The sequence below is a fragment of the Sorangium sp. So ce1153 genome, from assembly GCF_051521595.1.
In the GTDB taxonomy this organism is placed as follows: domain Bacteria; phylum Myxococcota_A; class Polyangia; order Polyangiales; family Polyangiaceae; genus Sorangium.
In genome coordinates this window covers 2,631,886-2,653,973 of the sequence record NZ_CP150361.1, presented here as the reverse complement: position 1 = coordinate 2,653,973, position 22,088 = coordinate 2,631,886, and the positions used below count along the sequence as shown (strand labels likewise).

Here is a 22,088-nt window from a genome sequence, read left to right as displayed (position 1 = left end):
GAGCCCGGTCGACTGCGCCGCGCCCGACAGCTGCCATGTCGCCTCATGCGACCCCGCGACCGGCGCGTGCGTCGCCGCGCCAGGCCCCGGCCGGCGGCTGCAACGCGACGGGCTCGAAGGACGATGGGTGGACGGCCGCCATCGCCGGCCTCGGGCTGCTCGTCGCCTCGCGCCGCAGGCGAACGAGCAGCGCGACCCGCGCCGCGTGACCAGCACGCCCGGCACCCCGAGCGCCCCACCACCGCACGCCCGGCCGATCAGCGCACTCCGCGCACATCGATGCGCCGAGAATGCCTGCATCAGGCGCATCGACCCACGTCCCTGCCCTGTCGCGAGAGCGGGGACTTCCCAGCTCGCACGCTCACGCGTCTTGCTCTATATGCCCATCCTCACAGGCCGCGCGGAGGGGGGACGCGTATGACTCGGGTGGAAGCGACGGAGGTCCACCGTTGCGGCCGCTTCCTGCTCCGCAGGCAGACGATCGCCGGCAGGATGGTCGTGGAGAAGAGCACCCGGACGAGCGCGCCGGCCCAGGGCGCGGCGGCGCTCCTGCTCCGGGAGCACGCCTTCCTGCGCCGGCTCGACGTGCCGGGGGTCGCGCGGCCGCTCGCGCTCGAGGGACCGGAGAGGGCGCCCGCGCTCCTCCTCGAGGACGCAGGCCCCGAGGACCTCGATCGGCGGCTCGCCCGAGGGCCGCTCGCGCTCAACGCGTTCTTCGACATCGCCGTCGCGCTCGCCGACACGTGCGCGCGCATCCACGCGAGCGGCGTCGTTCACCGCGCCCTCGCCCCGAGCCGCGTCGTCCTCGGCGCGGAAGGGCAGGTCACCCTCGTCCATTTCGTGGACGCCGCCGAGCTCACGAGCGCGCCCCGAGCCGTGGAGGTCGAGCTCGAGAAGCTGAAGGCGCTCCCCTTCATGTCCCCCGAGCAGCTCGGGCGCACGGGCCGGTTCATCGACGCGCGCTCGGACCTGTACGCGCTGGGCGCGATCTTCTACGCCATGCTCATCGGCGCGCCGCCGTTCCAGGACCTCGATCCGCTCGCGCTCGTGCACGCCCACGTGGCGAGGAGCCCCGTGCCCGCGCACGTGGTGAGCCCCTACGTCCCGGTGGCGCTCTCCGAGCTCGTGCATCGGCTCCTCGCCAAGATGCCGGAGCTGCGGTACCAGAGCGCCGAGAGCCTCGCAGAGGACCTGCGCGAGGCGCGGAAACGATGGCGCTCCACGGGCGACGTCGCGCCGTTCGAGCTCGGCCGCCTCGACCTCGCGCGGCGGCTCCCGCTGCCCGAACGCCTGTTCGGGCGCGAGCGCGAGCTCGCCGCGCTGCACGGCGCGCTCGCCCGCGCGTCGGAGGGCCGGACCGAGCTCGCGCTGGTGACCGGAGAGGCGGGCATCGGGAAGACCGCCCTCGTCAAGGCGCTGCAGCGCGCGGTCGCCGAGCAAGGCGGGCGGTTCATCGAGGGGAAGTTCGATCTGCGCGCCGCCAACGTGCCCTACGCCTCGCTGGCGGAGGCGCTCCGCACCCTCGCGGCCGCGATCCGCGCCGAGCCGGAGGACAGCCGCGCGCAGCTCAGGGACGCGGCGAGCGCGCCGTGCCGCGCGATCGCCGAGCTCTGCCCGGAGCTCGCCGACCTCCTCGCGGAGGCGCCCGAGCTGCCCGCCGTGGACCCGATGCGCGCGGAGAGCCGCTTCCTGCTCGCGATCCAGAACTTCGTGCGGGCGGTGGCGAGCCAGCGGCCGCCGCTCGCGATCTTCCTCGACGACCTCCAGTGGACGGACGCCGCGTCGCTCCGCGTCCTGCGCGCCCTGGCCGCGGATCCAGGCAGCCGGCACGTGCTGCTGATCGCCGCGTACCGGTCGAGGGAAGTCGGCCTCGCGCACCGGCTCCACGGAATCCTGGAGGAGCTCCGGCAAGCCCAGGTCCCGATCACCCGCCTCCCGCTGGGCCCCCTCGACGCCGAGGCGATCGTCGCGCTGCTCGCCGACGCGCTCCGCTGCGAGCCGGCGCGAGCGCAGCCGCTCGCGGGGCTCATCCTCGCCAAGACCGCGGGCAACCCCTTCTTCATTCGGCAGCTCCTCCGATCGCTCCAGGAGAAGCGGCTGCTCCTCTTCGACGCGAGCCGCTCGACATGGACATGGAACCTCGGCCGGATCGAGCGGATCGGGGCGACCGACAACGTGGTCCAGCTGATGACGGAGTCCGTCCGCAAGCTGCCCGACGGGGCGCAGGAGCTCCTGCAGATCGCCGCGTGCATCGGCAAGCGCGCGGAGCTCAGGGTCGTCGCGGCGCTGTCGGGGCGATCCGTCGACGAGGCGATCGCGTCGCTCGACCAGCCGCTCCGCGACGGCCTCATCTGCCCCGACGGCGCGCGCGCGCAGGGCGCGGAGCTCGCGGTCCGGTTCGCCCACGATCGCGTCCAGCAGGCGGCCTACGAGCTCGTGCCGGAGGAGCGGCGGAGGCAGCTGCACCTCGACATCGGCCGCTTCCTCGAGGCCTCCTCCGGCGACAGGGCGGAGGGCGCGCTGTTCGACGCCGCGGACCACCTGAACCTCGGCTCGGCGCTGCTCGACGCGGAGCAGCAGGCCGACCTCGCGCGGCTGAACCACCGCGCCGGCCTCAAGGCGCGCCGCGCCGCGGCCTACGGCCCGGCGCTCGCGTACTTCCGCAGCGGCCTCCGGCTGCTGCCGGAGAGCGCCGCTCGATCGTGCTACGGGCTCTGGTTCTCCCTGCACCGCGACGCGGCCGAGTGCGCGGCGCTGACGGATCAGCACGCCATGGCCCGCGCGCTCGTCGACGAGGGGCTCCGCCACGCGACGTCGATCTCCGAGAAGGTCGATCTGGAGACGATCCGGATCATGAGCGCGACGATCACCGGCGAGCACGAGCTGGCGCTCGGCTGGGGACGCGACGCGCTGCGCGCCGACTTCGGGGTCGAGCTGCCCGCGGCGGACCTCGACGGGGCGATCGCGGCGCAGCGACGGGCCATCGCCGGGCACCTCGCGGAGCGCTCGCCCGAGTCGCTCGTCGACCTCCCCCGCGTGACCCGGCCAGAAGAGCGGGCTTACATGAAGCTCCTCGGCGAGATGGTCGCCCCCGCGTGGTTCGCGGACCGGAAGCGGCTCGTGCTCATCACCTCCCTCGGCGTCCACTTCGCGCTGGAGCACGGCAACTCGAGCGAGTCGATCCTCTCCTACGCAGGGCACGCGATGCTCCTGGCGGCCGAGGGCGAGCTCCAGGGCGCCCAGGGCTTCGGCCGGCTCGCCGTGGAGCTCGCGCGGAGGTTCGAGGATCGCGCCCAGGAGACGATCGCCCGGTACATGTACACCGAGTTCGTTCACCCGTGGGTCGCGCCGCTCGCCTCGAGCGCCGGGCCGTTCCGCGAGCTCGTCGCCCTCGGCGTGTCGTCCGGCGAGCTCCGCTTCGCCGCCTACGCGCACACGGGGCTCGTGGAGCACTCGTTCGCCGCAGGGGTGGAGCTCGATCGCGTGCTGGTCGATCTGAACGACGCGCTCGCGTTCAGCCGGCAGACCGGCAACAAGTCGACGCTCCTCCACCAGCTCGCCTACCGGCAGACCATCCGGTGCCTCAAGGGGCTGACGAGGAGCCGGAGCGTCGCCGATGACGCCGAGTTCGACGAGCGGGCCTTCCTCGAGGCGGCGCAGGGGGAACGGCCGGCGAAGTGCGTGTATCACACGCTGCGCCTCCAGGCCTCTTACGTGTACCGGAACCTGGCCCAGGCCACCGCGCACTCCGACGCGGCGGTCCCGTACATGCACTTCCTCGGCGCATACATCCCCGAGTGCCAGCACGCGCTGTACACCGCGCTCACGCTGCTCTGGCGTTGCGACGACGCCGACGAGCGAGAGCGGGCCGCGCTGCTCGCGCGCGTGGCCGACCTGCAGCGCCTCCAGCAAAGGTGGGAGTCGGGCTGCGCGGAGAACTTCCGCCCGAGGCGCCTCCTCGTCGACGCGGAGGTCGCCCGCGTCGAGCGCAAGTTCGAGCTCGCCGGCGTGCGGTACGACGAGGCCATCGACGGGGCGATCCGCGCGGGGTTCACCCACCTCGAGGCGCTCGGCAACGAGCTGGCCGGACGCTTCTACCATGGGCTCGGGCGGGCGCGGATCGCGGCCCTCTACCTGCGCGCCGCGCGGCAGGGGTTCGCCCGCTGGGGCGCCTCGGAGAAGGCCCGCGCGCTCACGGACGAGTTCAGGCTCCACGGGCCCTGCGAGGAGCCCGAGCCCGTCGAGGAGCGGCTGCCGGCGGTCGCCCTCGACGCGCTCAGCCTGCTCAAGGCGGCCGAGACCCTCTCGGGCGAGATCGTCCTCGATCGGCTGCTCGAGAAGCTCCTCGGCGTCTGCCTGGAGGCCGCCGGCGCGCAACGCGGCGCGCTCGTGCTCGAGGAAGAGGGGGAGCTCTTCGTGCGGGCCCTCGGGTCGGCCGCGGCCCCGGTCTCCATCGAGCGCGCCCCGCTTTCCCGGTCGCGCGAGGTCCCGCGGCGGGTCGTCGAGCACACGCACAGCGCGCGGGAGACCCTCGTGCTCGACGACGCGGCCTGCGAGCCGGAGCGCGACCTCGATCCTCACTTCGCCGAGGGCGGGTCGAGGTCGGTCCTGGTCCTGCCCATCCAGCGGAAGGAGGCGCGGCTCGGGGTGGTCTACCTCGAGAACAACCTCACCACGCGCGCCTTCACGCGCGACCGCGTGCACGTGCTGGAGCTCCTCTCGGGCCAGATCGCGATCGCCCTGGAGAACGCCCGCCTCTACCGCGAGGCGCAGCACGCGGTCCGCGTCCGCGACGACTTCCTCAGCGTCGCGTCGCACGAGCTGAGGACGCCCGTCACCTCCCTGCGCCTCGGCCTCCAGGCGCTGCTCCGCCGGGGCGACCTCGCGTCCGAGGAGCGCCTCGGGCGCGCCCTGCACCGGATCGATCGGCAGGTGCAGCGGCTCATCCAGCTGGTCGACGATCTGCTGGACGTCTCGCAGCTCCACACCGGCCGGCTGGAGCTGCACGTCGAGCCGGTCGACATGGCGGAGGCCGTGGGCGAGGTCCTGGAGCGGCTCGGCGGCCGCATCGCGCAGTCGGGCTCGCCCGTGAGCGCGCGCGCGGAGCCGTGCGTCGTGGGCGCGTGGGACAGGAGCAAGCTGGAGCAGGTGATCTCGAACCTGCTCGACAACGCCCTCAAGTTCGGCGGGGGCAAGCCGATCGAGGTCACGGTCGCGCGCAACGACGGCACGGCGGAGCTCGTCGTGCAGGATCAGGGCATCGGCATCCCGGCCGAGCGGCTGCCGCACGTGTTCGGGCGGTTCGAGCGCGCCGTGTCGAACCGCCATTTCGGAGGGCTCGGGCTCGGGCTCCACGTGGTGAAGAGCATCGTGGAGGCGCTCGGCGGCGCGGTGCGCGCGGAGAGCCGGCCGGGCGAGGGCTCGCGGTTCACGGTGGAGCTGCCCTGCGAGCCGACGGCAGCGACGTCGCGCGCGGCGCCGCCGGCGCTCGGCCGTGCGCGCCCCTGAGGCGCGCCGCGCCCAGAAAGGGCGCTACGGCGCCCAGGAAGGGCGCTACGGCCTGGCGGCCGGCTGCTGCGGGACGAACAGGATGTACGGCGTCGTGGGCTCCTCGCCCGGCGGCACCGGCAGCGGCGCGCGGGCGCCTTTCTCGCCGAGGCTCCGGATGAAGCGGTACATCGCCACGAGGTCGCGCTCGTGCATGGTCGTGTAGTTCTGCCAGGGCATCGGCGGGCGCCCGGCGGCCGCGCGGAACATCTGCACCCAGGCCTCCTCGCTGAGGTTCTGGACGGAGATCCGGAGGTTCGCCGCGTAGCTCGTCCCCCACGGACCTCGGTAGCCAACGTCGTTGCCCGTCAGCCACTCCGAGGCCGGCAGCCTGCCGCTCGATCGATCCCAGCCGACCGTGTGGCAATCGTTGCAGCCCCCCACGAGGATCAGGTAGCGGCCGGCCTCCTCCGGGCTGGACGCTTGCACGTGCGGCGAGGCCTCCGACTGGGCCAGGGCCGCACACCCGATCATCGCCGCCAGCGCCGCGCCCGGCAGCCCGCGCACAGCCCAGCTCGCCGCGCGAGGCCGCGCGGCGGCGGAGCCGGTCAAGTCAGCTCGCGTTTCGCTCCCCATTCCAACCATTCTATCCGGAGTGCAGCGCGCGTGCCGAGCAGCGATGCGCGCGCGGCGTAAAGCGCGTCTGTCCGCGCGTCCGCCGCGCGTCCGCCGCGCGTCCGACGCCGGCGGAAGCGCCGGGCTACGCGCCCGCGGCGCGGGGCCTCCGGCGCGGAGCCGCCATGAGCGGACGGAGGCCGTTCACGCAGGCGAGGACCGCGGAGCCGTTGTTCATGAGCGTCGCCATGACCGGGTTCAGGAGCCCGGGGATCGAGAGCGCGTACGCGACCCCGTTCACGGCGAAGATCATCTTGAAGTTCTGGTGGATGATGCGCATCGCGCTGCGCGAGATGTCGATCGCCTCGACGAGCTTCGACAGGTCGTCCTCCACGAGGACGACGCCGGCCGTCTCGCGGGCGATCTCCGCGCCCGCGGAGACGCAGATCCCGATGTCGGCGTACGAGAGCGCCGGCGAGTCGTTGATGCCGTCCCCGACGACCGCGACGGTGCGGCCCTCCTGCGTGAGCCGGCGCGTGATCTCGGCCTTGTCCTCGGGCAGCATCTCCGCGAAGAACCGCGTGATGCCGAGCTCGAGGGAGACCTGCCGGGCCACCTCGCGGCTGTCGCCCGTCAGCATGACGATGTCGTCGATCCCGCGCTCGCGCAGGCTCCGGATCGTCGCGCGGCTCTCGGCGCGGATCGCGTCGCGGTAGGCGAGCGTGGCGACGTGCCGCCCGTCGACGGCGAGGAAGAGCAGCGACTTCGCCGCGGCCTCGAGCGCCTTCCGGGCGCCGGCGTCGGTGCGGCACGAGACGCCGAGCTCCTCGATGAAGCGCGGGCTGCCGAGCTGCACGACCCGGCCGAGGACCCTCGCCTGCACGCCCCTGCCGACGAGGTAGCGGGACTCCTCCCGGTCCGGCACCGAGAGCCGCCAGCCCTCGGCGAGCCGGAGCACCGCCTGCGAGACGGGGTGGGTCTGCCGCGCCGACACCGCGGCGGCGAGCGTCGCCGCCTCGCGCTCGGACAGGGCGTCGTGGACGAGGAAATCGGTCACCTCGGGGACGCCGGAGGTCAGCGTGCCCGTCTTGTCGAACACGACGGTCGACACCTTCGCGAGCTTCTCGATATAGGCGCCGCCCTTGATGAGGATCCCGCGCCGGGCCGCGGCGTTCATCGAGGCGAGCACCGTCGTGGGGGCCGAGACGCGCGGGCCGGTGCCGAAGTCGATCGTGAGGATCGCGGAGACGCGGCCGAGATCTCGCGTGGCCGCGAGCACGACGGCCGAGCACGCGAGCGCCGGCGGGACGAGCCGGTTCGCCACGACCTCCGCGTAGTTCTGCGCGCGCGTCTCCAGCGCGGGCGCGCTCTCGATGAGCCGCGCCGTGCTCGCGGCCGTCGTGTCGCCGCCGACCCGGTCGGCGCGGATGTACAGCTTGCCGTCCTTGATGACGGTCGCCGCGAAGCAGCGGTCGCCGGGGCCCTTGAGCACGGGCACCGACTCGCCGGTCAGCGTCTGCTGGTCGACGAGCCCCTCCCCGTCGGTGACCGTCCCGTCGACAGGGATCACCGAGCCGGTGTAGACGACGAGGACGTCGCCGACGACGAGCTCGGCCACCGGGACCTGCACCTTGGCGTCGCCGCGGACCACCCACGCGAGGTCCTGCTGGTACCCGAGCAGGCCGCTGATCGCGCGCCGGGCGCGGGCCTGGGTGAGGTCGCGGATGTGGTCGCCGAGCGTGACCAGCCAGATGATGCCGGCGGCGTTGATGGCGTCGCCGGTCGCGACCGCCGACGCGATCGCGAGGCTGTCGAGCAGGTCGACGTTGAGCTTGCGCTGCCGGGCCACCGAGTCCCACGCCCGCCTGAGGATGGGCAGGGACGTCGCGGCGATGAACGGGTACGCGAGCAGCGGCGAGACGAAGCCGAGCGCGAAGAGCATGCCGGCGCTCGAGAGGTAGAGCGGGCGCCGCGCGAGGGAGGCCGCGCGGCGCGCCTCGCGGGCGCGGCGCGCGACGCGCAGCGCCCCGCGCGGGGCCGGCGCCGCGGAGGCCAGCGCGGCGGCGCGCACGACGGCGTCGAGGTCCACCTGCCGCGGGTCGTGCTCGACGACGGCGCTCGACGCGCCCTCGGCGACGCGCACCGACAGGACCCCCGGCACCGCGGTGAGCCCGGCCTCGAGCAGCGGGCCGAAGGCCGCGTCCCGGCGGAGGCGCGGGAGCCGCAGGCGTACCCTGCCGGGGATCGCGTGGACGACGGAGACCGGCGCGGTCCCGCTCGACAGAAGCGCTGTCATGGTCACCCTGCCTCGCCGCCGGTGGGCGCCCCCGAGCTCGCGAAGAAGCCCTGGATACGGCCGTGGTTCAGCAACACGAACGCGTCGAGTCCGTACTTGACCAGCGTGATCCAGTGAGGCGCGCTCGGGGCGCGCCGCATCAGCACCTGGAGCACCCCGGAGCCGACGAGCAGCCCGGGGATCAGGAGCTTGAGGTCGACCTGCGGCGGCGGGACGGCCTGCGTCGCGGCGTTCAGCCGGTCCGCGGCCTTGACCACGAGGCGCGCCGTCCGGCCCGGGCTGGGCGGCTCGACCGGCCCGGCGCAGCGCGGCGGCGGCGAGAGCTCGTCGAGCGCGCGGCAGCCGCAGCCCGAGAGCTCCGGGATCCGCGCGAGCTCGGAGAGGACCTCCTCGAGCGGGACATCGGGCTCGTGCTCGACCGTGAGGCTCCCGGCCCACGCGCTCGCCCGCGCGTCGACGACGCCGGGGCACGCGCGCGCGAGCTCCGCGATCTCCTCCGCCCGCGCCGGGTCCCGGCGGAGGGCGCCGACGCCGAGGCGCACGCGCCCCGGGATGCAGTGAATGATGAAGACCCCTCGATCGCTCGACATGGCTCACCTCCCGGCCGGCGAGGCCGGGTCACCCGGACACCCCTCTCCTCAGCGCGCCCTCAGCGCGTCCTCAGCTCGCGGGCGGCTCCATCTTGACGCGCACCCCCGAGGACGCGTCGGCGCCCTGCTGCTGCCGCGCCATCTCCTCCCGCACCTCGGCGGTGAGATCGGCGAGCCGCTCCCTGCCCTCGCCGAGCGCGCTCTTGAGCGCCTCGAGCGCGACGAAGCCGAGCTTCATGGCCCTCTTGACGGTCGGACGGGTGATCCTTGTCAAGCTGGCGAGACCAACACCGATGATGATGCCGAGCCCGAGGCGTACCATCCCCCCTCCTCTCCTCGAATGACACGATCGGCGACGCCGAGCAGCGCGCCCTACGGACGACAGAGAACACGAACCCAGAGACGCAGACGACACGGAGGGAGAGGGACAGAAGCGGACCTCTGCCCTCCGCGCCTCCGCGGCTGGCTTCCCTGGACTCCGAGCCGCGCGGGTCGCTAGGGCCGCGCGGCGGCGGCCCTTCGCGGCCACGACCAGGACGGCCGCCGCCTCGGGGGCGGCGGCGCCGGATCCGGGACTACGAGAGGGCACCTTCGAGCGAAAACCCTTGCTTCCGCGACTTCCGTGAGAGCACCCACAAAGGATTTGTAACACTGTAGTCGCTCGATCGCCACGTACATTTCATGTCCACTCGACACCTCATTTCCGTGTCGGCTTACGTGCTGGCTTACGTGGTGAGTTGCGTGCTGGCGGAGCGTTCTGTCCTGGCCTCCAGGGCGCGCTGCTCCAGCGCGGGCCAGCGCGGGCCCGCGCGGGGCGCCCGCGCGCCGGCGAGTCCGTCGCTTCCAGGCGGCGAGCGACCGTGGTAAATTTGCGGACATGCAAGCGGGGCAGCACGAAGAGCCCGCGCGAGAGGGCAGCGGCTCTCTCGTCGCGGAGATCCTGGCGCAGACGGGGATCGTGCCGGCCAGCGCCGCGTACGAGGGCATGGAGCGGGGCGTGAGGGCCGCGCTCCGCGAGGCGGTCCGCCGGCCGGAGGGCGGGGCGGGCGGGGCGGTGATCGACAACGCCCTGGTCGACCTGTGGATCTCCGAGATCGACCAGCGGCTGTCACGCCAGATCGACGAGATCCTGCACCACCCGACGTTCCAGCGGCTGGAGGCGGCCTGGCGCGGGCTCAAGTTCGCGGTCGATCACATCGACTTTCGCGAGAACATCCGGCTCGAGATCCTCAACTGCTCGAAGGACGACCTGCTCACCGATTTCGAGGACTCGTCCGAGGTGGTGAGGAGCGGTCTCTACAAGATCGCCTATTCCTCGGAGTTCGGCTCGTTCGGCGGCAAGCCGTTCGCCGCCATCGTCTCCAACTACGAGTTTGGCCCCGGGCCCCAGGACATCGCGCTCCTCCAGAAGTGCGCGGCGGTGGCGTCGATGGCGCACGCCCCCTTCCTGGCCGTCGCGGGCCCGCAGTTCTTCGGGCTCACGGACTACCGGAAGGTGCCGCACCTCGGCGACATCAAGGCGCTCTTCGAGGGGCCGCAGTACGTGAAGTACAACGCGTTCCGCGAGTCCGAGGACGCGCGCTACGTGGGCCTGCTCCTCCCCCGCTTCCTCCTGCGCCTGCCGTACGGCGCGAGCACCGTGCCGGTCAGGGCGTTCTCGTACGAGGAGGACGTCGTGGGCAACCACGCGGCGTACTGCTGGGGCGCACCGACCTACGCGCTCGCGACCCGGCTCGCCGAGAGCTTCGCGCGCCACCGCTGGTGCCTGCACATCATCGGGCCGCAGTCGGGCGGGACGGTCGAGGGGCTCACGCTGCACGAGTACGAGGCGCTGGGCGCGATCCAGACGAAGATCCCGACCGAGATCATGCTGACCGAGCGCCGCGAGTTCGAGCTCAGCGAGGAGGGCTTCATCGGGCTCACGTTCCGTAAGGACACCGACAACGCGTGCTTCTTCTCGGCGAACTCCATACAGAAGCCGAAGTTCTTCGGCCAGAGCGAGGAGGCGCGCGCCGCGGAGATCAACTATCGACTCGGCACGCAGCTGCCTTACATCTTCCTCGTGAGCCGGCTCGCCCACTACCTCAAGGTGATGCAGCGCGAGCAGATCGGCACATGGAAGGAGCGCGGCGACCTGGAGCGCGAGCTGAACGCGTGGCTCGGCCAGTATGTCGCCGACATGGATGTCGTTGCGCCCTCGGTGCGCTCGCGCCGGCCGCTCCGCAAGGCCAGGACCGTCGTGACCGAGGTCGAGGGGAGCGCGGGCTGGTACCGGGTGCACCTCGAGGTGCGCCCGCACCTCAAGTACATGGGGGCTTACTTCACCCTCAGCCTGATGGGCAAGCTCGACCGGGAGTGAGCCGCGAGTGAGCCGGGAGTGAGGTGACCGCGCGCCCGGACGTACGCGCTGGCGCGGACCTCGGCCGACATCACGGGATCCGCGCGGCGCGCGGTCCGTGGTAGAGCGCGGCATGCGCACGCAACGACAGCCTGCCGCTCCCCTCGCGATCACCCTGGCGCTCGCCGCGCTGCCGGCCTGCGGCCCCGCCGCGAGCCCGCCGCCGCTCCCCGCCGCCACGGCGCCCGCGGCGCCCGCGCCGCCGGCGCCCCAGGGCCTGCCCGTGGTCGAGACGAAGCTCGAGAGCGTCGGGCTCGACGAGGCCGCGATCGACCGCTCGGCGAACCCCTGCCAGGACTTCTACCAGTTCGCCTGCGGCGGGTGGCTGGCGAAGGCGGAGATCCCGGGGGACGAGTCGTACTGGATGCGGAGCTTCAACGAGATCGAGAAGCGCAACGAGGCGGAGCTCCGGCGCATCCTCGAGGAGGCCGCGCACGCCGGCGACAGGGATCCGGTGAGCAAGAAGATCGGGGCCTACTACGGGGCCTGCATGGACGAGGCCGCGGTCGAGGCCGCCGGCGCGAAGCCGATCGCGGACCTCCTCGCGAAGGCGCGGCGCGTGCGCGACGCGAAGGGCGTCGGGGCGCTCGTGACCGAGCTCCACGTCCGCCGCATCTGGGCGCTCTTCGACATCGCCTCGGCGCAGGACATGAAGGACGCGACGCGCGTCATCGCGCAGCTCGACCAGAACGGCCTCGGCCTGCCGGACCGCGACTATTACCTGAACGAGGACGACAAATCGAAGGCGCTGCGCGCGAAGTACCAGGAGCACGTCGCGCGGATGATGCGGCTCGCGGGGGCGCAGGAGGCCGCGGCGAAGACGGCGGCGGCCGACGTGGTGCAGATCGAGACCGAGCTCGCGAAGATCTCGAAGACGCGCGTCGAGCGGCGCGACCCGAAGGGCCTCTACAACAAGCTGGACCGGGCGGCGCTCGCGAAGACGGCGCCGGATTTCCCTTGGGACGCGTACTTCCAGGGGATCGGCCGCCCGGACATCAAGGAGGTGAACGTGACCTCCGTGCGGTTCTTCGAGGGGCTCTCCCGGCTGCTCAAGGCGGCGAAGCCGGCCGCGTGGCAGAGCTACCTCGCGTGGCACGTGGTGCGCTCGACCGCGCCCGCGCTGCCCAAGGCGTTCGTCGACGAGAGCTTCACGCTGCAATCGGCGCTCACCGGGCAGACGGAGGTGCGGCCGCGCTGGAAGCGCTGCGTGGACTCGACCGACAACGCGCTCGGCGAGCTGCTCGCGCAGCCGTTCGTGAAGACGAGCTTCCCCGGCGAGAGCAAGCCGGCGGCCGAGTCGATGGTGCGCGAGATCAGCGACGCGTTCGCGCGCGAGGTCCGGTCGCTCGACTGGATGGATGAGGGCACGAAGCAGCGCGCGCTGACGAAGCTGAGCGCGATGGCGTACCTCATCGGCTATCCCGACAAGTGGAAGACGTACGATTTCGAGGTCGACCCGAAGTCGTACGCGAAGAACGCGCTCGCGGCGCGCGCCTTCCACACGCGGTGGGATCTCGGCAAGATCGACAAGCCGCTCGACCGGGACGAGTGGCAGATGAGCCCGCCCTCCGTGAATGCCTATTACGACCCGCAGCGGAACCACATGGTGTTCCCCGCCGGCATCCTGCAGCCGCCCTTCTACAGCGTGAAGTCGGCCGTGGCGGTGAACCTGGGCGGCATCGGCATGGTGGTGGGCCACGAGCTCACGCACGGCTTCGACGACGAAGGGTCGCAGTTCGACGCGAAGGGCAACCTGGAGGACTGGTGGTCCAAGGACGTCGGCGCGGCGTTCAGGACGAAGACGGGCTGTGTCGACGCGCAGTATTCGGCCTACGAGGCGCTGCCGGGGCTGAAGCTGAACGGCAAGCTGACGCTGGGCGAGAACATCGCCGATCTCGGAGGCCTGAAGCTCGCGTTCATGGCGTACCGCGCGATGCGCAAGGGCGCGGCGGAGCAGACGGTCGCGGGGGGCTTCACGGAGGATCAGCAGTTCTTCCTGGCGCACGGGCAGGCGTGGTGCGGCAAGATGCGCGACGAGGCGCTGCGGCTGATGGTGCAGGTGAACCCGCACTCCCCGCCGCACTTCCGCGTGAACGGGCCGCTCGCGAACCTCCCGGAGTTCGGCGAGGCGTTCAAGTGCGCGCCCGGCACGCCGATGCGGCCGACCAACACGTGCACGGTCTGGTAGCGCCCGGGGCCGCGCGTTGCCGCGGCCCGCTCCCTCGGTTACAGGCGGATCCATGATCCTGATCGGTCAGTACGATTCGCCTTTCGTGCGCCGCGTCGCCGTGGCGCTCCAGCATCACGGGCTCGCGTACGAGCACCGACCTTGGTCGGTGTGGGCAGACGCGGAGTCCATCGCGCGGTACAACCCGCTCCGGCGCGTGCCGGTGCTCGTGATGGACGGCGGCGAGGCGCTCGTGGAGAGCGCGGCGATCCTCGACGCCCTCGACGGCCTGGTGGGGCCCGAGCGCGCGCTCCTGCCGGCCTCGGGCGAGGCGCGCCGCGCCGGCCTGCGGGTCTGCGCGCTCGCCACGGGCTTCGCGGACAAGGCGGTGAGCCTGCTCTACGAGCACGTGCTGCGCGCCGGTGACCGCCGCAGCCCGGTCTGGGTCGACCGCTGCGTCACGCAGATCTCCGAGACGCTCGACCTGCTGGAGCGGGAGCGCGCCGCCCGGGGCGGCGACTTCTGGCTGGGCGCCTTCAGCCACGCCGACATCGCGGTCGCCTGCGCGCTGCGCTTCCTCGGCGAGGCGCACCCGTCGCTCTTCGACGCCGCGAAGAGGCCGGCGCTGGCCGCGCACGCGGCCCGCTGCGAGGCGCTCCCGGCGTTCGCCGCGGTGGTCCAGCCGCTCCACGTGGCCGTGTAGCTCGACAGCCTGGTTGCCATCCCCTGGCCGGCCGGCTCGCCTCCGCTACTTCGCCCAGAGAACCGATAGATCGAGCTCGATCGCGTCGAAGGGCACAGCGCGGACGCGCGCGGCTTCGCGGTGCACCACCGCGGGCCCCCAGCGACGATCCGCGTCGAGCGCGTAGACCTCGAGCGTCCGCGCGATCGGGTCGACGAGCCATGCGTGCCGCACGCCCTCGCGCGCGTAGACCGGCATCTTCTCGTCGCGGTCGACGCCCTCCGTGGACGCGCTCAGGACCTCGCAGATCCAGTCCGGAGCGAGCGGGAAGTACGCCGTCTCGGGCAGCTCCGGCATGCGCTCGCGGCGCCAGCCGGCGAGGTCGGGCACGAGCGCGTCGATCTCGCCGGGCGCGTCCGGGTCAGGGAAGTGCAGCTCCGGCTCGTCGAGGATCCACCAGCCGCCCGGACCCCCTCGCCCGCGCTGGAAAGCGCCGTGCAGGTCGGCCCCCAGCGACGACGCGGCGTTCGCATGGCGCGGCGCCGGCCGGGGGAACACGTGCAGGGTACCGCGGACGAGCTCCGCCACCTTGTTCGGCGGGACGGCTTCGAGGTCGGCGTACGTGGCGTGACGCCGCTTCTCGGCGGGATGGCCCATGGCGGAAGCCTGCCCGGGGGCGGGCGGCGGGGCAAGGTGATGAGGAGCAGAACGGCGAGGCGCTCATCGGCGCGTGCGCGTGCGGGTCCGGATGCGCGATGGTGCCGACGTCGGGGTCCCCTGTCACATAGATCAAGCTCACGAGTCGCACTCTGTTGGAGCAAACAGCGCCGCAGCTGCCGTGGTTCGCGCCGCTCTTGAGCGACTTCTGTACAAACAGGGGTTTCGAAGCAGCGTCTTTGGCGGCGCTCAAAGCGAAGGCAGCGTCGCCAAAGTAACCCTCTACGCTCTCGCTCGGGCCGCCCTCCCCTGCGCGACGCGCAGGCGCGCCTTCCCGCAGAACCTAGCGCGGAGAGATGCCCGCGATCTCGCAGGCGAGCTCGGACAGCACCGTCACGGCCGCGCCGTAGCCGCCGGCGTCCTCCGAGCTCGCGTTGCCGAGGAGGCTCCGCCTGTAGACCCCCTGAGCGATCGCGGCGAGGCGGAAGACGCCGAAGGCCATGAAGTACGGCCACGCCTCGATGCCGTCGCGACCGGACAGCTCGCAGTAGGAGGCGACCATCTCGTCCTCGGTCGGGATCCCGAGCGACGCGACATCGACCCCGGCGAGGCCGCCGCGACCGGGGAGGTTGATGCGATAGCCCATGCAGGCGTATGCGAGATCGCTCACCGGGTGTCCGAGCGTCGAGAGCTCCCAGTCGAGCGTCGCGATCGCCTCGGGCGCAGCACCGGATGAAAATACGAGGTTGTCGATCCGGTAGTCGCCGTGGACGAGCGTCGTCTCGTCGTGCGCCGGGACGTTCGCGGACAGCCATCGCATGAGCGCCTCCATCGCCGGCATCTCGCCCGTACGCGAGGCCTCGTACTGCTTCGACCAGCGGTCGACCTGCCGCGCGACGAAGCCGCCGACCTTGCCGTAGTCCGCGAGCCCGACGGCGGCGCGGTCGACGCGGTGGAGCGCCGCGAGGACACGGATGTACTCGGCGTAGATGGCGCGGCGGTCTCCGGCGGTCCCGAGCTCTGGCAAGACCGGATCCCAGAAGATCCGCCCGGCGACATACCGCATGACGAAGAACGGTGTGCCGATGACCGAGCTGTCCTCGCAGAGGGCGAGCGCCTCCGGAACGGGCACCTCCGTGCCGCGGAGGGCGCGCAGGATCCGGTACTCGCGCTCGACGGCGTGCGCGGAGGGAAGGAGCTTGCCGGGCGGCTTCTTCCGCACGACGAGCTCCAGATCTCCGCCTGCCCCGCCGGCGACGCCCACCCAGTACGTCGGGTTCGACTGACCGCCCTTGAACTGCGCGACGGCCAGGGCGCCTCCCGCGCAGCCCTCGACGTGCTCGGTGAGCCAGCGACCGAGGGCCGCTTCATCGATCCGGTGCGCGTCGCGCGGCGCGCGCGTGTTGGTCGGTGGGGTGAGGGCCATCGCGCGTCCCAGCCTATCACGCAGCCCTCTGGGCCCCTATACTGCCGCCGTGACGATCTCCTTCGATCTGTCCCCCGAGCTGGCCGACCTCCGCGGCCGCGTGCGCGCGTTCGTCGACCAGCACGTCATCCCGAACGAGCCCGCGATCCTCGAGGAGGATCGCGAGCGACGGAAGGACACGCTGACGGCGCTCCGGGGGCGCGCGCGGGCCGAGGGCCTCTTCGTTCCGCACCTGCCCGTGGAGCACGGCGGGCTGGGGCTCGGCATCATGGGCATGTGCGCGCTCTTTCGCGAGATGGGCCGCTCTCCGCTCGGCGCGGCCTGCTTCAACTGCGATGCTCCGGATCAGGGCAACATGGACCTGCTGCTCAAGGCGGCCTCGCCCGCGATCCGCGCGAAGTACCTCGCGCCGCTCGCCCGGGCCGAGATCACGAGCGGCTTCTCGATGACCGAGCCCGCCCCCGGCGCCGGCGCCGATCCGTCGAACCTGCGCACCAGGGCGACCAGGGTCGACGGCGGCTGGGCGATCGACGGCCACAAGTGGTACACGACCGGCGGCGGCGAGGCGGCGTTCCTCATCGTGATGGCGCGGACGTCCGACGATCCTCGCACCGGCGCCACGATGTTCGTCGTCGATCGTCACGCCGAGGGCGTCGAGCACGTGCGCGACGTCCCCGTGATGAGCCCGCCGATGCTCGCGCACCGCGAGGCCGAGCTCCGCTTCCACGCCGTGCGCGTCGGCGACGACGCGGTCCTCGGCGGCGTCGGCGAGGGCTTCCTCCTCGCGCAGCGGCGCCTCGTGCCGGCGCGCCTCACGCACTGCATGCGGTGGCTGGGCTGGGCCGACCGCGCGCTCGCGATGTGCCGCGACTACGTCGTCACGCGGGAGAGCTTCGGCAAGCCGCTCGCGCACCACCAGATGATCCAGAAGAAGATCGCCGACGCGGCGTCCGGCATCCACGCCGGCAACCTGATGACGCTGCACTGCGCGGCGATGCTCGAGCAAGGCAAGGAGAAGGAGGCGCGCCCCTACTCCTCGATGGCGAAGAACCACGTCGCGCGGCTCCTCTGCCAGGTGCTCGACGACGCGATCCAGATGCACGGCTCGCTCGGGTACAGCGAGGACATGCCCTTTTCTCTCTGGTACCGCTTCGCCCGGTCCGCTCGCATCGCCGACGGCCCGGACGAGGTCCACGACGTCGTCGTCGCGCGTGACTTCCTGCGAGGCGCGTTGACGACGCTGATCTGAGTATCTCGACGCCTCATGCGCATGAGGCAACCAGCGGTCTCGAGCTCGCCAGTGGGACAGGTTGTCTCTGAGACATCGTGTTGTACCAGCGCTGCGACGACGCACGACCGTGGCGTAGCCCTTCAGCGACTCAACGAGCGCCCAGCGCTCGCGGTGCTCCCTGAAAGGCAACAGCGGCTCGTTGGGAAGCCCGCCATTCAAACGCCGGACTCACCAGTTCTTCACCGATCTTTGATCACTGCATCGCCGGTGAGCATGAGCAACAGAAAAACCGGCCGAAAAGGGTCCGAGATCGCGACGTCCCAATCCTTGAAGGCCTGCTCAGCCTGACCTACGTGGGTGAGCACGCCCTGGCGGGTGAAGCGCTTGGATGGGTCGTAATCAGCGTCATGCCTGGCTTGTTGAAGATCGAGGAACGCTCGTGCAACGCCCTGTAGAGCTGCTGAGGCAGCGACCGAGGCGGCCCCCTGTGGCCCTTTGGGCAGCACCTTACGGAGCTTGCTCGGGACAGTCGGACCAGCGAAGAGACCGCATACCTCGGCCATCCGTGTGTGCGTGAACCATCGTACGACGGTCTCCCCGATCTCGCGGTGCGTGGTCGTCGGACCGAACCCGACCTGCGCGCTCACGGAACTTCGGATCAGCAAATGAAATAGCGCATAATACGCTGTCGAGACGGCACGCCGCAGACTGGCTTGCCTAGGTCGACGTGAATCAAGCTTCGCAAGATCCCGGGCGACAGCCAGGAAGTCCTGGGGGCTGATCATCGCCTACTCCACCGTTGCATCAGGCTCATCAGCATCGCCTTCGCTCTCGGACTTCAGGCGGAATTCGATGTAGGGCCACCTGTCCAGCGCCCGCTCCGTGAATCCTTTCCAGATCAAGTCGTGGATGGGCCTGAGCCGCGCCCAGGGGTAGGGCTCGCCCGAGGGGTCGTCGTCCAGGATGACGGTGATGAATACCGCGTCGCGGCCGTTGGAGTCGACGGCCAGCTCAACCTGGAGCTCGCTGACGTGCGGGCTCGTGATCAGCGTGGGAAGTGTTCGATGAACGTCCTCGATGGCCGCGTTTACCGCTTCCTGGCTGCTCGCGCTTTCCATGTTGCCATCCAGTGCAAAGGTTCTGCCCTGCTCGTTTGTAGCACGTCCGACACCCCGTCCGCAGAGAGCGCGCGCAGCGCGAGCGCCCGCAGATCGGAGAGGCTCGCCCCCTCGAGCGGCGCGGCCCCGGTGTCCAGCGACGCGGGATCCGCCCCCCGGCCGAGCGCGTCGAGGAGCCAGCCCGCCGTGAGGACATCGCCGCCGAGCCATGCGCGCGCCGGCGCCCCGCCGAGCGCGGCGGCCTCGATCCAGCCGATCGGCACCCGCGCGAGCACCGCGGGGCCGGCGCCCGGCGGCGCCGGGTCGTCGGGCGCGGTGACCGGCTGGAACCGCTCGACCTCGAGCTCCGGCGCGCCGCCGCCGTCGCTCAGCGGGAGCCCCGCCCGCAAGGCGACCTCCTCGACGACGGCGCGCGCGAGCGCCTCGGGCGAGCAGCGCGCCGGGAGCACCTCGGAGAGCGCCGCCGGCGCCTTGCCCAGCCAGCGGTCGACGGCGCGCTCGTCGGGCGCCGCGAGCTCGGCCGGGATCGCGAGCGGCGCGTCGTGGCCGGCGAGGACCTCGAGGAGGACCGCGCCGTCCTCCGCGGCGTCGACGCCGAGCAGCGCGGCGGGGCGGTGCTGCAGCGAGATCCACTCGCGCCCGAAGTAATGCGCGGGCGCGCCGGCGCGGGCGAAGCCCCGGAGGAAGCCGCGCACGTTGCGGTTCAGCAGCGTCCGGGCCGTGGCGTCGGGCGCCAGCGCGGCCACGTGCGGCAGCGCCAGCGTCCAGAGGACGCCGCGCCCGCCGAGGAACGCGGCCGTGCCGGTCGTGGAGCGCCGGAAGACCGGCGCGCCGCGCGCCGCGCAGGCGGAGAGGTCGACCACGCGCCCGGCGCGCTGGGCGGCGCCGAGCACCACGGCGGGGCCCTCGACGAGGCTCGCGGCGAGCCACGGCGCCGCGGGCGTCATGCGGGCGCGCGCGAGCAAGGCGGGGCCGAGCGCGAGCGCGTCCGCGAGCGGACGATGGGCAGGCGGGAGGGAACGCACGGCGGGCGTCGAGTATGCTCCCGCGCGCGCACCGGTGGTACCATCGCCCCATGGTGACCGAAGAAGAGCTGGCAGAGCAGCGCGTCGGCACACGGATCGGCCCATGGGCGGTGGAGCGCGTCCTCGGGGTCGGCGGCATGGCGAGCGTCTTCTACTGCCGCCGCGCCGACGGGTGCGTGGCGGCGGTCAAGGTCCTGCACGCCGAGCTCGCCGAGATCGACGAGGTGCGCAAGCGGTTCCTGCGCGAGGGGCCGATCGGGAACGCGCTCAACGCCGTGGCGCCGCTCTGCGAGGGGCTCCCGCAGGTGCTGGAGTCGGGGGCCAGCGACGACGGCGCGGTCTACATGGCGATGGAGATGCTCGAAGGAGAGACCGTGTTCGACCGGATGGCCCGGCACGGGACGCTCCCTGTCGGCCAGGTGATCGCGCTCGCCGAGCGCGTCCTCGACGTGCTGATCGTGGCGCACGACCACGGCATCGTTCACCGCGATCTCAAGCCCGAGAACCTGCACATCGGCAACGACGGGCGCGTGCGCGTGCTCGACTTCGGCCTCGCGCGCGTCCTCGATCCGCTGCTCGAGGACGTCGCCGGCGTGCCGGAGATGACGAAGACCAGCACGGGCGTGTCGATCGGGACCGACGACTACATGGCGCCCGAGCAGGGCCTGGGCCTCATCCGCGAGATCGACGGCCGGACCGACCTCTTCGGCCTCGGCGCGACGATGTTCCGCCTGCTCGCGGGCCGCACGATCCACGGCAAGCTGGAGGACGCGCACCTGCTCATCGCCGTCGCCACCGAGAAGGCGCCGCCCCTCGCGCAGCACGCCCCCACGGCGCCGCCCGGCCTGTGCGCCGTCGTGGACCGCGCCCTCGCCTTCCAGAAGCAGGAGCGGTACCCCGACGCGAGGACGATGCGCGCCGACCTCGCGGCCGTGCGCGCGGGCCGCGAGCCGCCTTATGCGACCGCCGCGGCGCGGGGGCGCGGGTAGCTGACCTTCGTGTTCGTCGCGGCAACACTGCCTGAGGTCGCCGCGAACTCGAGGCCTCGGAACGCGTGGGACTGGCACCTGTCGGGCATCACCATCGCGTCGACCGTGCTCGGCACGATCTGGGCTTGAGCTACAGGCGGCTCCTGCACAAGTCACATCGTGCCAAGCCAGCAGGCGATGTGGCACATCGTGCGAGCGCCATGCGCGCCGCGGCGCTGACACACCTGGTGTGATGGCCGCGCCATCGCGTGCGGCGTTCGTAACAGAGCACATCGCGTCGAGACGCTGATAAGGTGGACGCTCGGCACGGGGGCGTTCGGCTTGGTCTCGGGGGGAGCACCTTGCGGAGTCACGACATTCGTCTGCATGGCGAGCCAGCGCGGCATGGCGTCGAGGTCCAATCCAGCCCGCGCTCCGATGGGCTCGCGCACCCCGGAGGTCATCCACTCTCCCACCCCCCGAGCCCCCATGCGACACAGGCTCGCCAGGGCCAAGAAAGCGGACCTTCCATGCAGAGCTGGATAGACCCGGAGCACCAGGCGCTGACGAGGAGCGCCGCGAAGGCGCTCAAGGAAAACGCCGTACACAACCGCAGCGGCCTCCCCCCGTTCCGGCTGCCGCAGGTCGCGCAGCAGGTCCTCGCCGAGCTGCTCCGCTTCGTCTCCGCCGGCGACACGGCGCCCGCCCTGTCGCTCGGGGAAAAGCTCGCAGCCCAGGGGCTCGGCCTGCGCGCCGTGCTCGGGCTGAGCCGCTCCCTCGTGCGCGAGGTGCTGGCGCGCCTGCCCGACAGGACGCCAGGAGCGCTGGAGGAGGCGGCGCGCGTCAACGACTGCCTGACGCTGATCGTGGACGCGGTGGCGGAGCAGGAGCGGCGCGAGATCGGCGTCCAGCGCGACGAGATGCAGCTCGCGCTCGAGCGCGCCGTACAGAACCGCGAGCGCGAGCTGCGCCGCATGATCCTGGAGCTCTCGACGCCGATCATGCCCGTGTACGACCACATCGTGGTGCTGCCGCTCATCGGGAAGCTCGATATCGAGCGGGCGGACAGGATCACCGAGTTCCTCCTGCGGGACGTGGTGGAACGGCGGACGCGCACCGCGATCATCGACGTGACCGGCGTGCCGGCCGTGGACGAGGAGGTCGTCGCCGCGCTCGTGCGCGCCACGCGCGCGCTCACCCTCCTCGGCACCCACCCGGTGCTCGTCGGCATCCGCCCCGAGATCGCGCGCGCGCTGAGCGACCAGAGCGCCGATCTCGCGGGCATCGTCGTCCTGGCCAACCTGCAAACCGCCATCATCTACGCGCTGCGGCGGGAGGGGCTCGAGGTACGCGGGAGCCCCCGCCCGCAGCGCGCGTCTGCGCACTCGTACCGCGGCCGCTGACGCGCGCGCCGCCAGCTCGATCAGG

General features: G+C 72.2%; 16 protein-coding genes. 7 read left to right on the top strand and 9 right to left on the bottom strand.

The window, feature by feature from the left end:
* The first annotated feature begins 417 nt into the window (after positions 1 to 417).
* Positions 418 to 5,508 (top strand): sensor histidine kinase, encoded by a 5,091-nt coding sequence (locus tag WME85_RS09340; RefSeq protein WP_437837204.1) that lies wholly within the window; start codon positions 418 to 420, stop codon positions 5,506 to 5,508.
* Between the two features lie 45 nt (positions 5,509 to 5,553).
* Here WME85_RS09340 and WME85_RS09335 read toward each other — a convergent pair whose 3' ends face one another.
* The 4 genes from WME85_RS09335 to WME85_RS09320 form a co-directional block, all read right to left on the bottom strand.
* Positions 5,554 to 6,099, bottom strand: a complete 546-nt coding sequence (locus WME85_RS09335; RefSeq protein ID WP_437837202.1) for a cytochrome C — start codon at positions 6,097 to 6,099, stop codon at positions 5,554 to 5,556.
* Between the two features lie 148 nt (positions 6,100 to 6,247).
* Positions 6,248 to 8,398, bottom strand: coding sequence for a heavy metal translocating P-type ATPase (locus WME85_RS09330; RefSeq protein WP_437837201.1), 2,151 nt, complete (start codon positions 8,396 to 8,398; stop codon positions 6,248 to 6,250).
* Between the two features lie 2 nt (positions 8,399 to 8,400).
* Entirely contained in the window at positions 8,401 to 8,988 is a 588-nt protein-coding gene (locus WME85_RS09325; protein ID WP_437837199.1) for a hypothetical protein, read from the bottom strand.
* 70 nt (positions 8,989 to 9,058) lie between these two features.
* Complete coding sequence (locus WME85_RS09320) at positions 9,059 to 9,310, bottom strand: hypothetical protein (RefSeq protein ID WP_437837197.1); 252 nt, start codon at positions 9,308 to 9,310, stop codon at positions 9,059 to 9,061.
* A gap of 555 nt (positions 9,311 to 9,865) precedes the next feature.
* Between WME85_RS09320 and tssC the strand changes: the two genes are divergently transcribed.
* The 3 genes from tssC to WME85_RS09305 all read left to right on the top strand — a co-directional run bounded on the left by tssC (position 9,866) and on the right by WME85_RS09305 (position 14,256).
* Positions 9,866 to 11,347: a type VI secretion system contractile sheath large subunit gene (gene tssC, locus WME85_RS09315; protein WP_437837195.1), complete on the top strand. Its 1,482-nt coding sequence runs from the start codon at positions 9,866 to 9,868 to the stop codon at positions 11,345 to 11,347.
* 112 nt (positions 11,348 to 11,459) lie between these two features.
* The gene (locus WME85_RS09310) at positions 11,460 to 13,574 is read left to right on the top strand and encodes a M13 family metallopeptidase (RefSeq protein WP_437837193.1); all 2,115 of its coding nucleotides are present in this window, start codon (positions 11,460 to 11,462) and stop codon (positions 13,572 to 13,574) included.
* Between the two features lie 52 nt (positions 13,575 to 13,626).
* Entirely contained in the window at positions 13,627 to 14,256 is a 630-nt protein-coding gene (locus WME85_RS09305; protein ID WP_437308758.1) for a glutathione S-transferase family protein, read from the top strand.
* Between the two features lie 45 nt (positions 14,257 to 14,301).
* Here WME85_RS09305 and WME85_RS09300 read toward each other — a convergent pair whose 3' ends face one another.
* A complete protein-coding gene (locus tag WME85_RS09300) occupies positions 14,302 to 14,892 on the bottom strand; it encodes a Uma2 family endonuclease (protein WP_437837191.1) in 591 nt (196 codons plus the stop codon).
* A 343-nt stretch (positions 14,893 to 15,235) separates the two neighbouring features.
* Complete coding sequence (locus WME85_RS09295; protein WP_437837189.1) at positions 15,236 to 16,318, bottom strand: phosphotransferase family protein; 1,083 nt, start codon at positions 16,316 to 16,318, stop codon at positions 15,236 to 15,238.
* 49 nt (positions 16,319 to 16,367) lie between these two features.
* Between WME85_RS09295 and WME85_RS09290 the strand changes: the two genes are divergently transcribed.
* Positions 16,368 to 17,567, top strand: coding sequence for an acyl-CoA dehydrogenase family protein (locus WME85_RS09290; RefSeq protein WP_437837187.1), 1,200 nt, complete (start codon positions 16,368 to 16,370; stop codon positions 17,565 to 17,567).
* A gap of 221 nt (positions 17,568 to 17,788) precedes the next feature.
* On the opposite strand, the gene WME85_RS09285 is transcribed toward WME85_RS09290, so the two are convergent.
* The 3 genes from WME85_RS09285 to WME85_RS09275 are packed head-to-tail and all read right to left on the bottom strand — an operon-like array spanning position 17,789 to position 19,692.
* Positions 17,789 to 18,334, bottom strand: coding sequence for a hypothetical protein (locus WME85_RS09285; protein ID WP_437837184.1), 546 nt, complete (start codon positions 18,332 to 18,334; stop codon positions 17,789 to 17,791).
* A gap of 3 nt (positions 18,335 to 18,337) precedes the next feature.
* Positions 18,338 to 18,667 carry a hypothetical protein gene (locus WME85_RS09280; RefSeq protein ID WP_437837182.1) on the bottom strand — a complete coding sequence of 110 codons (330 nt, stop codon included), beginning with the start codon at positions 18,665 to 18,667 and terminating at the stop codon, positions 18,338 to 18,340.
* On the bottom strand, positions 18,637 to 19,692 hold the full coding sequence (locus WME85_RS09275) for a lipoyl protein ligase domain-containing protein (RefSeq protein ID WP_437837179.1): 1,056 nt from the start codon (positions 19,690 to 19,692) through the stop codon (positions 18,637 to 18,639). Before WME85_RS09275 ends, WME85_RS09280 begins: the two co-directional genes overlap by 31 nt.
* A 50-nt stretch (positions 19,693 to 19,742) precedes the next feature.
* Between WME85_RS09275 and WME85_RS09270 the strand changes: the two genes are divergently transcribed.
* The gene (locus WME85_RS09270; protein WP_437837177.1) at positions 19,743 to 20,681 is read left to right on the top strand and encodes a serine/threonine-protein kinase; all 939 of its coding nucleotides are present in this window, start codon (positions 19,743 to 19,745) and stop codon (positions 20,679 to 20,681) included.
* 509 nt (positions 20,682 to 21,190) lie between these two features.
* The gene (locus tag WME85_RS09265; RefSeq protein ID WP_437837175.1) at positions 21,191 to 22,063 is read left to right on the top strand and encodes an STAS domain-containing protein; all 873 of its coding nucleotides are present in this window, start codon (positions 21,191 to 21,193) and stop codon (positions 22,061 to 22,063) included.
* Positions 22,064 to 22,088 lie beyond the last annotated feature (25 nt).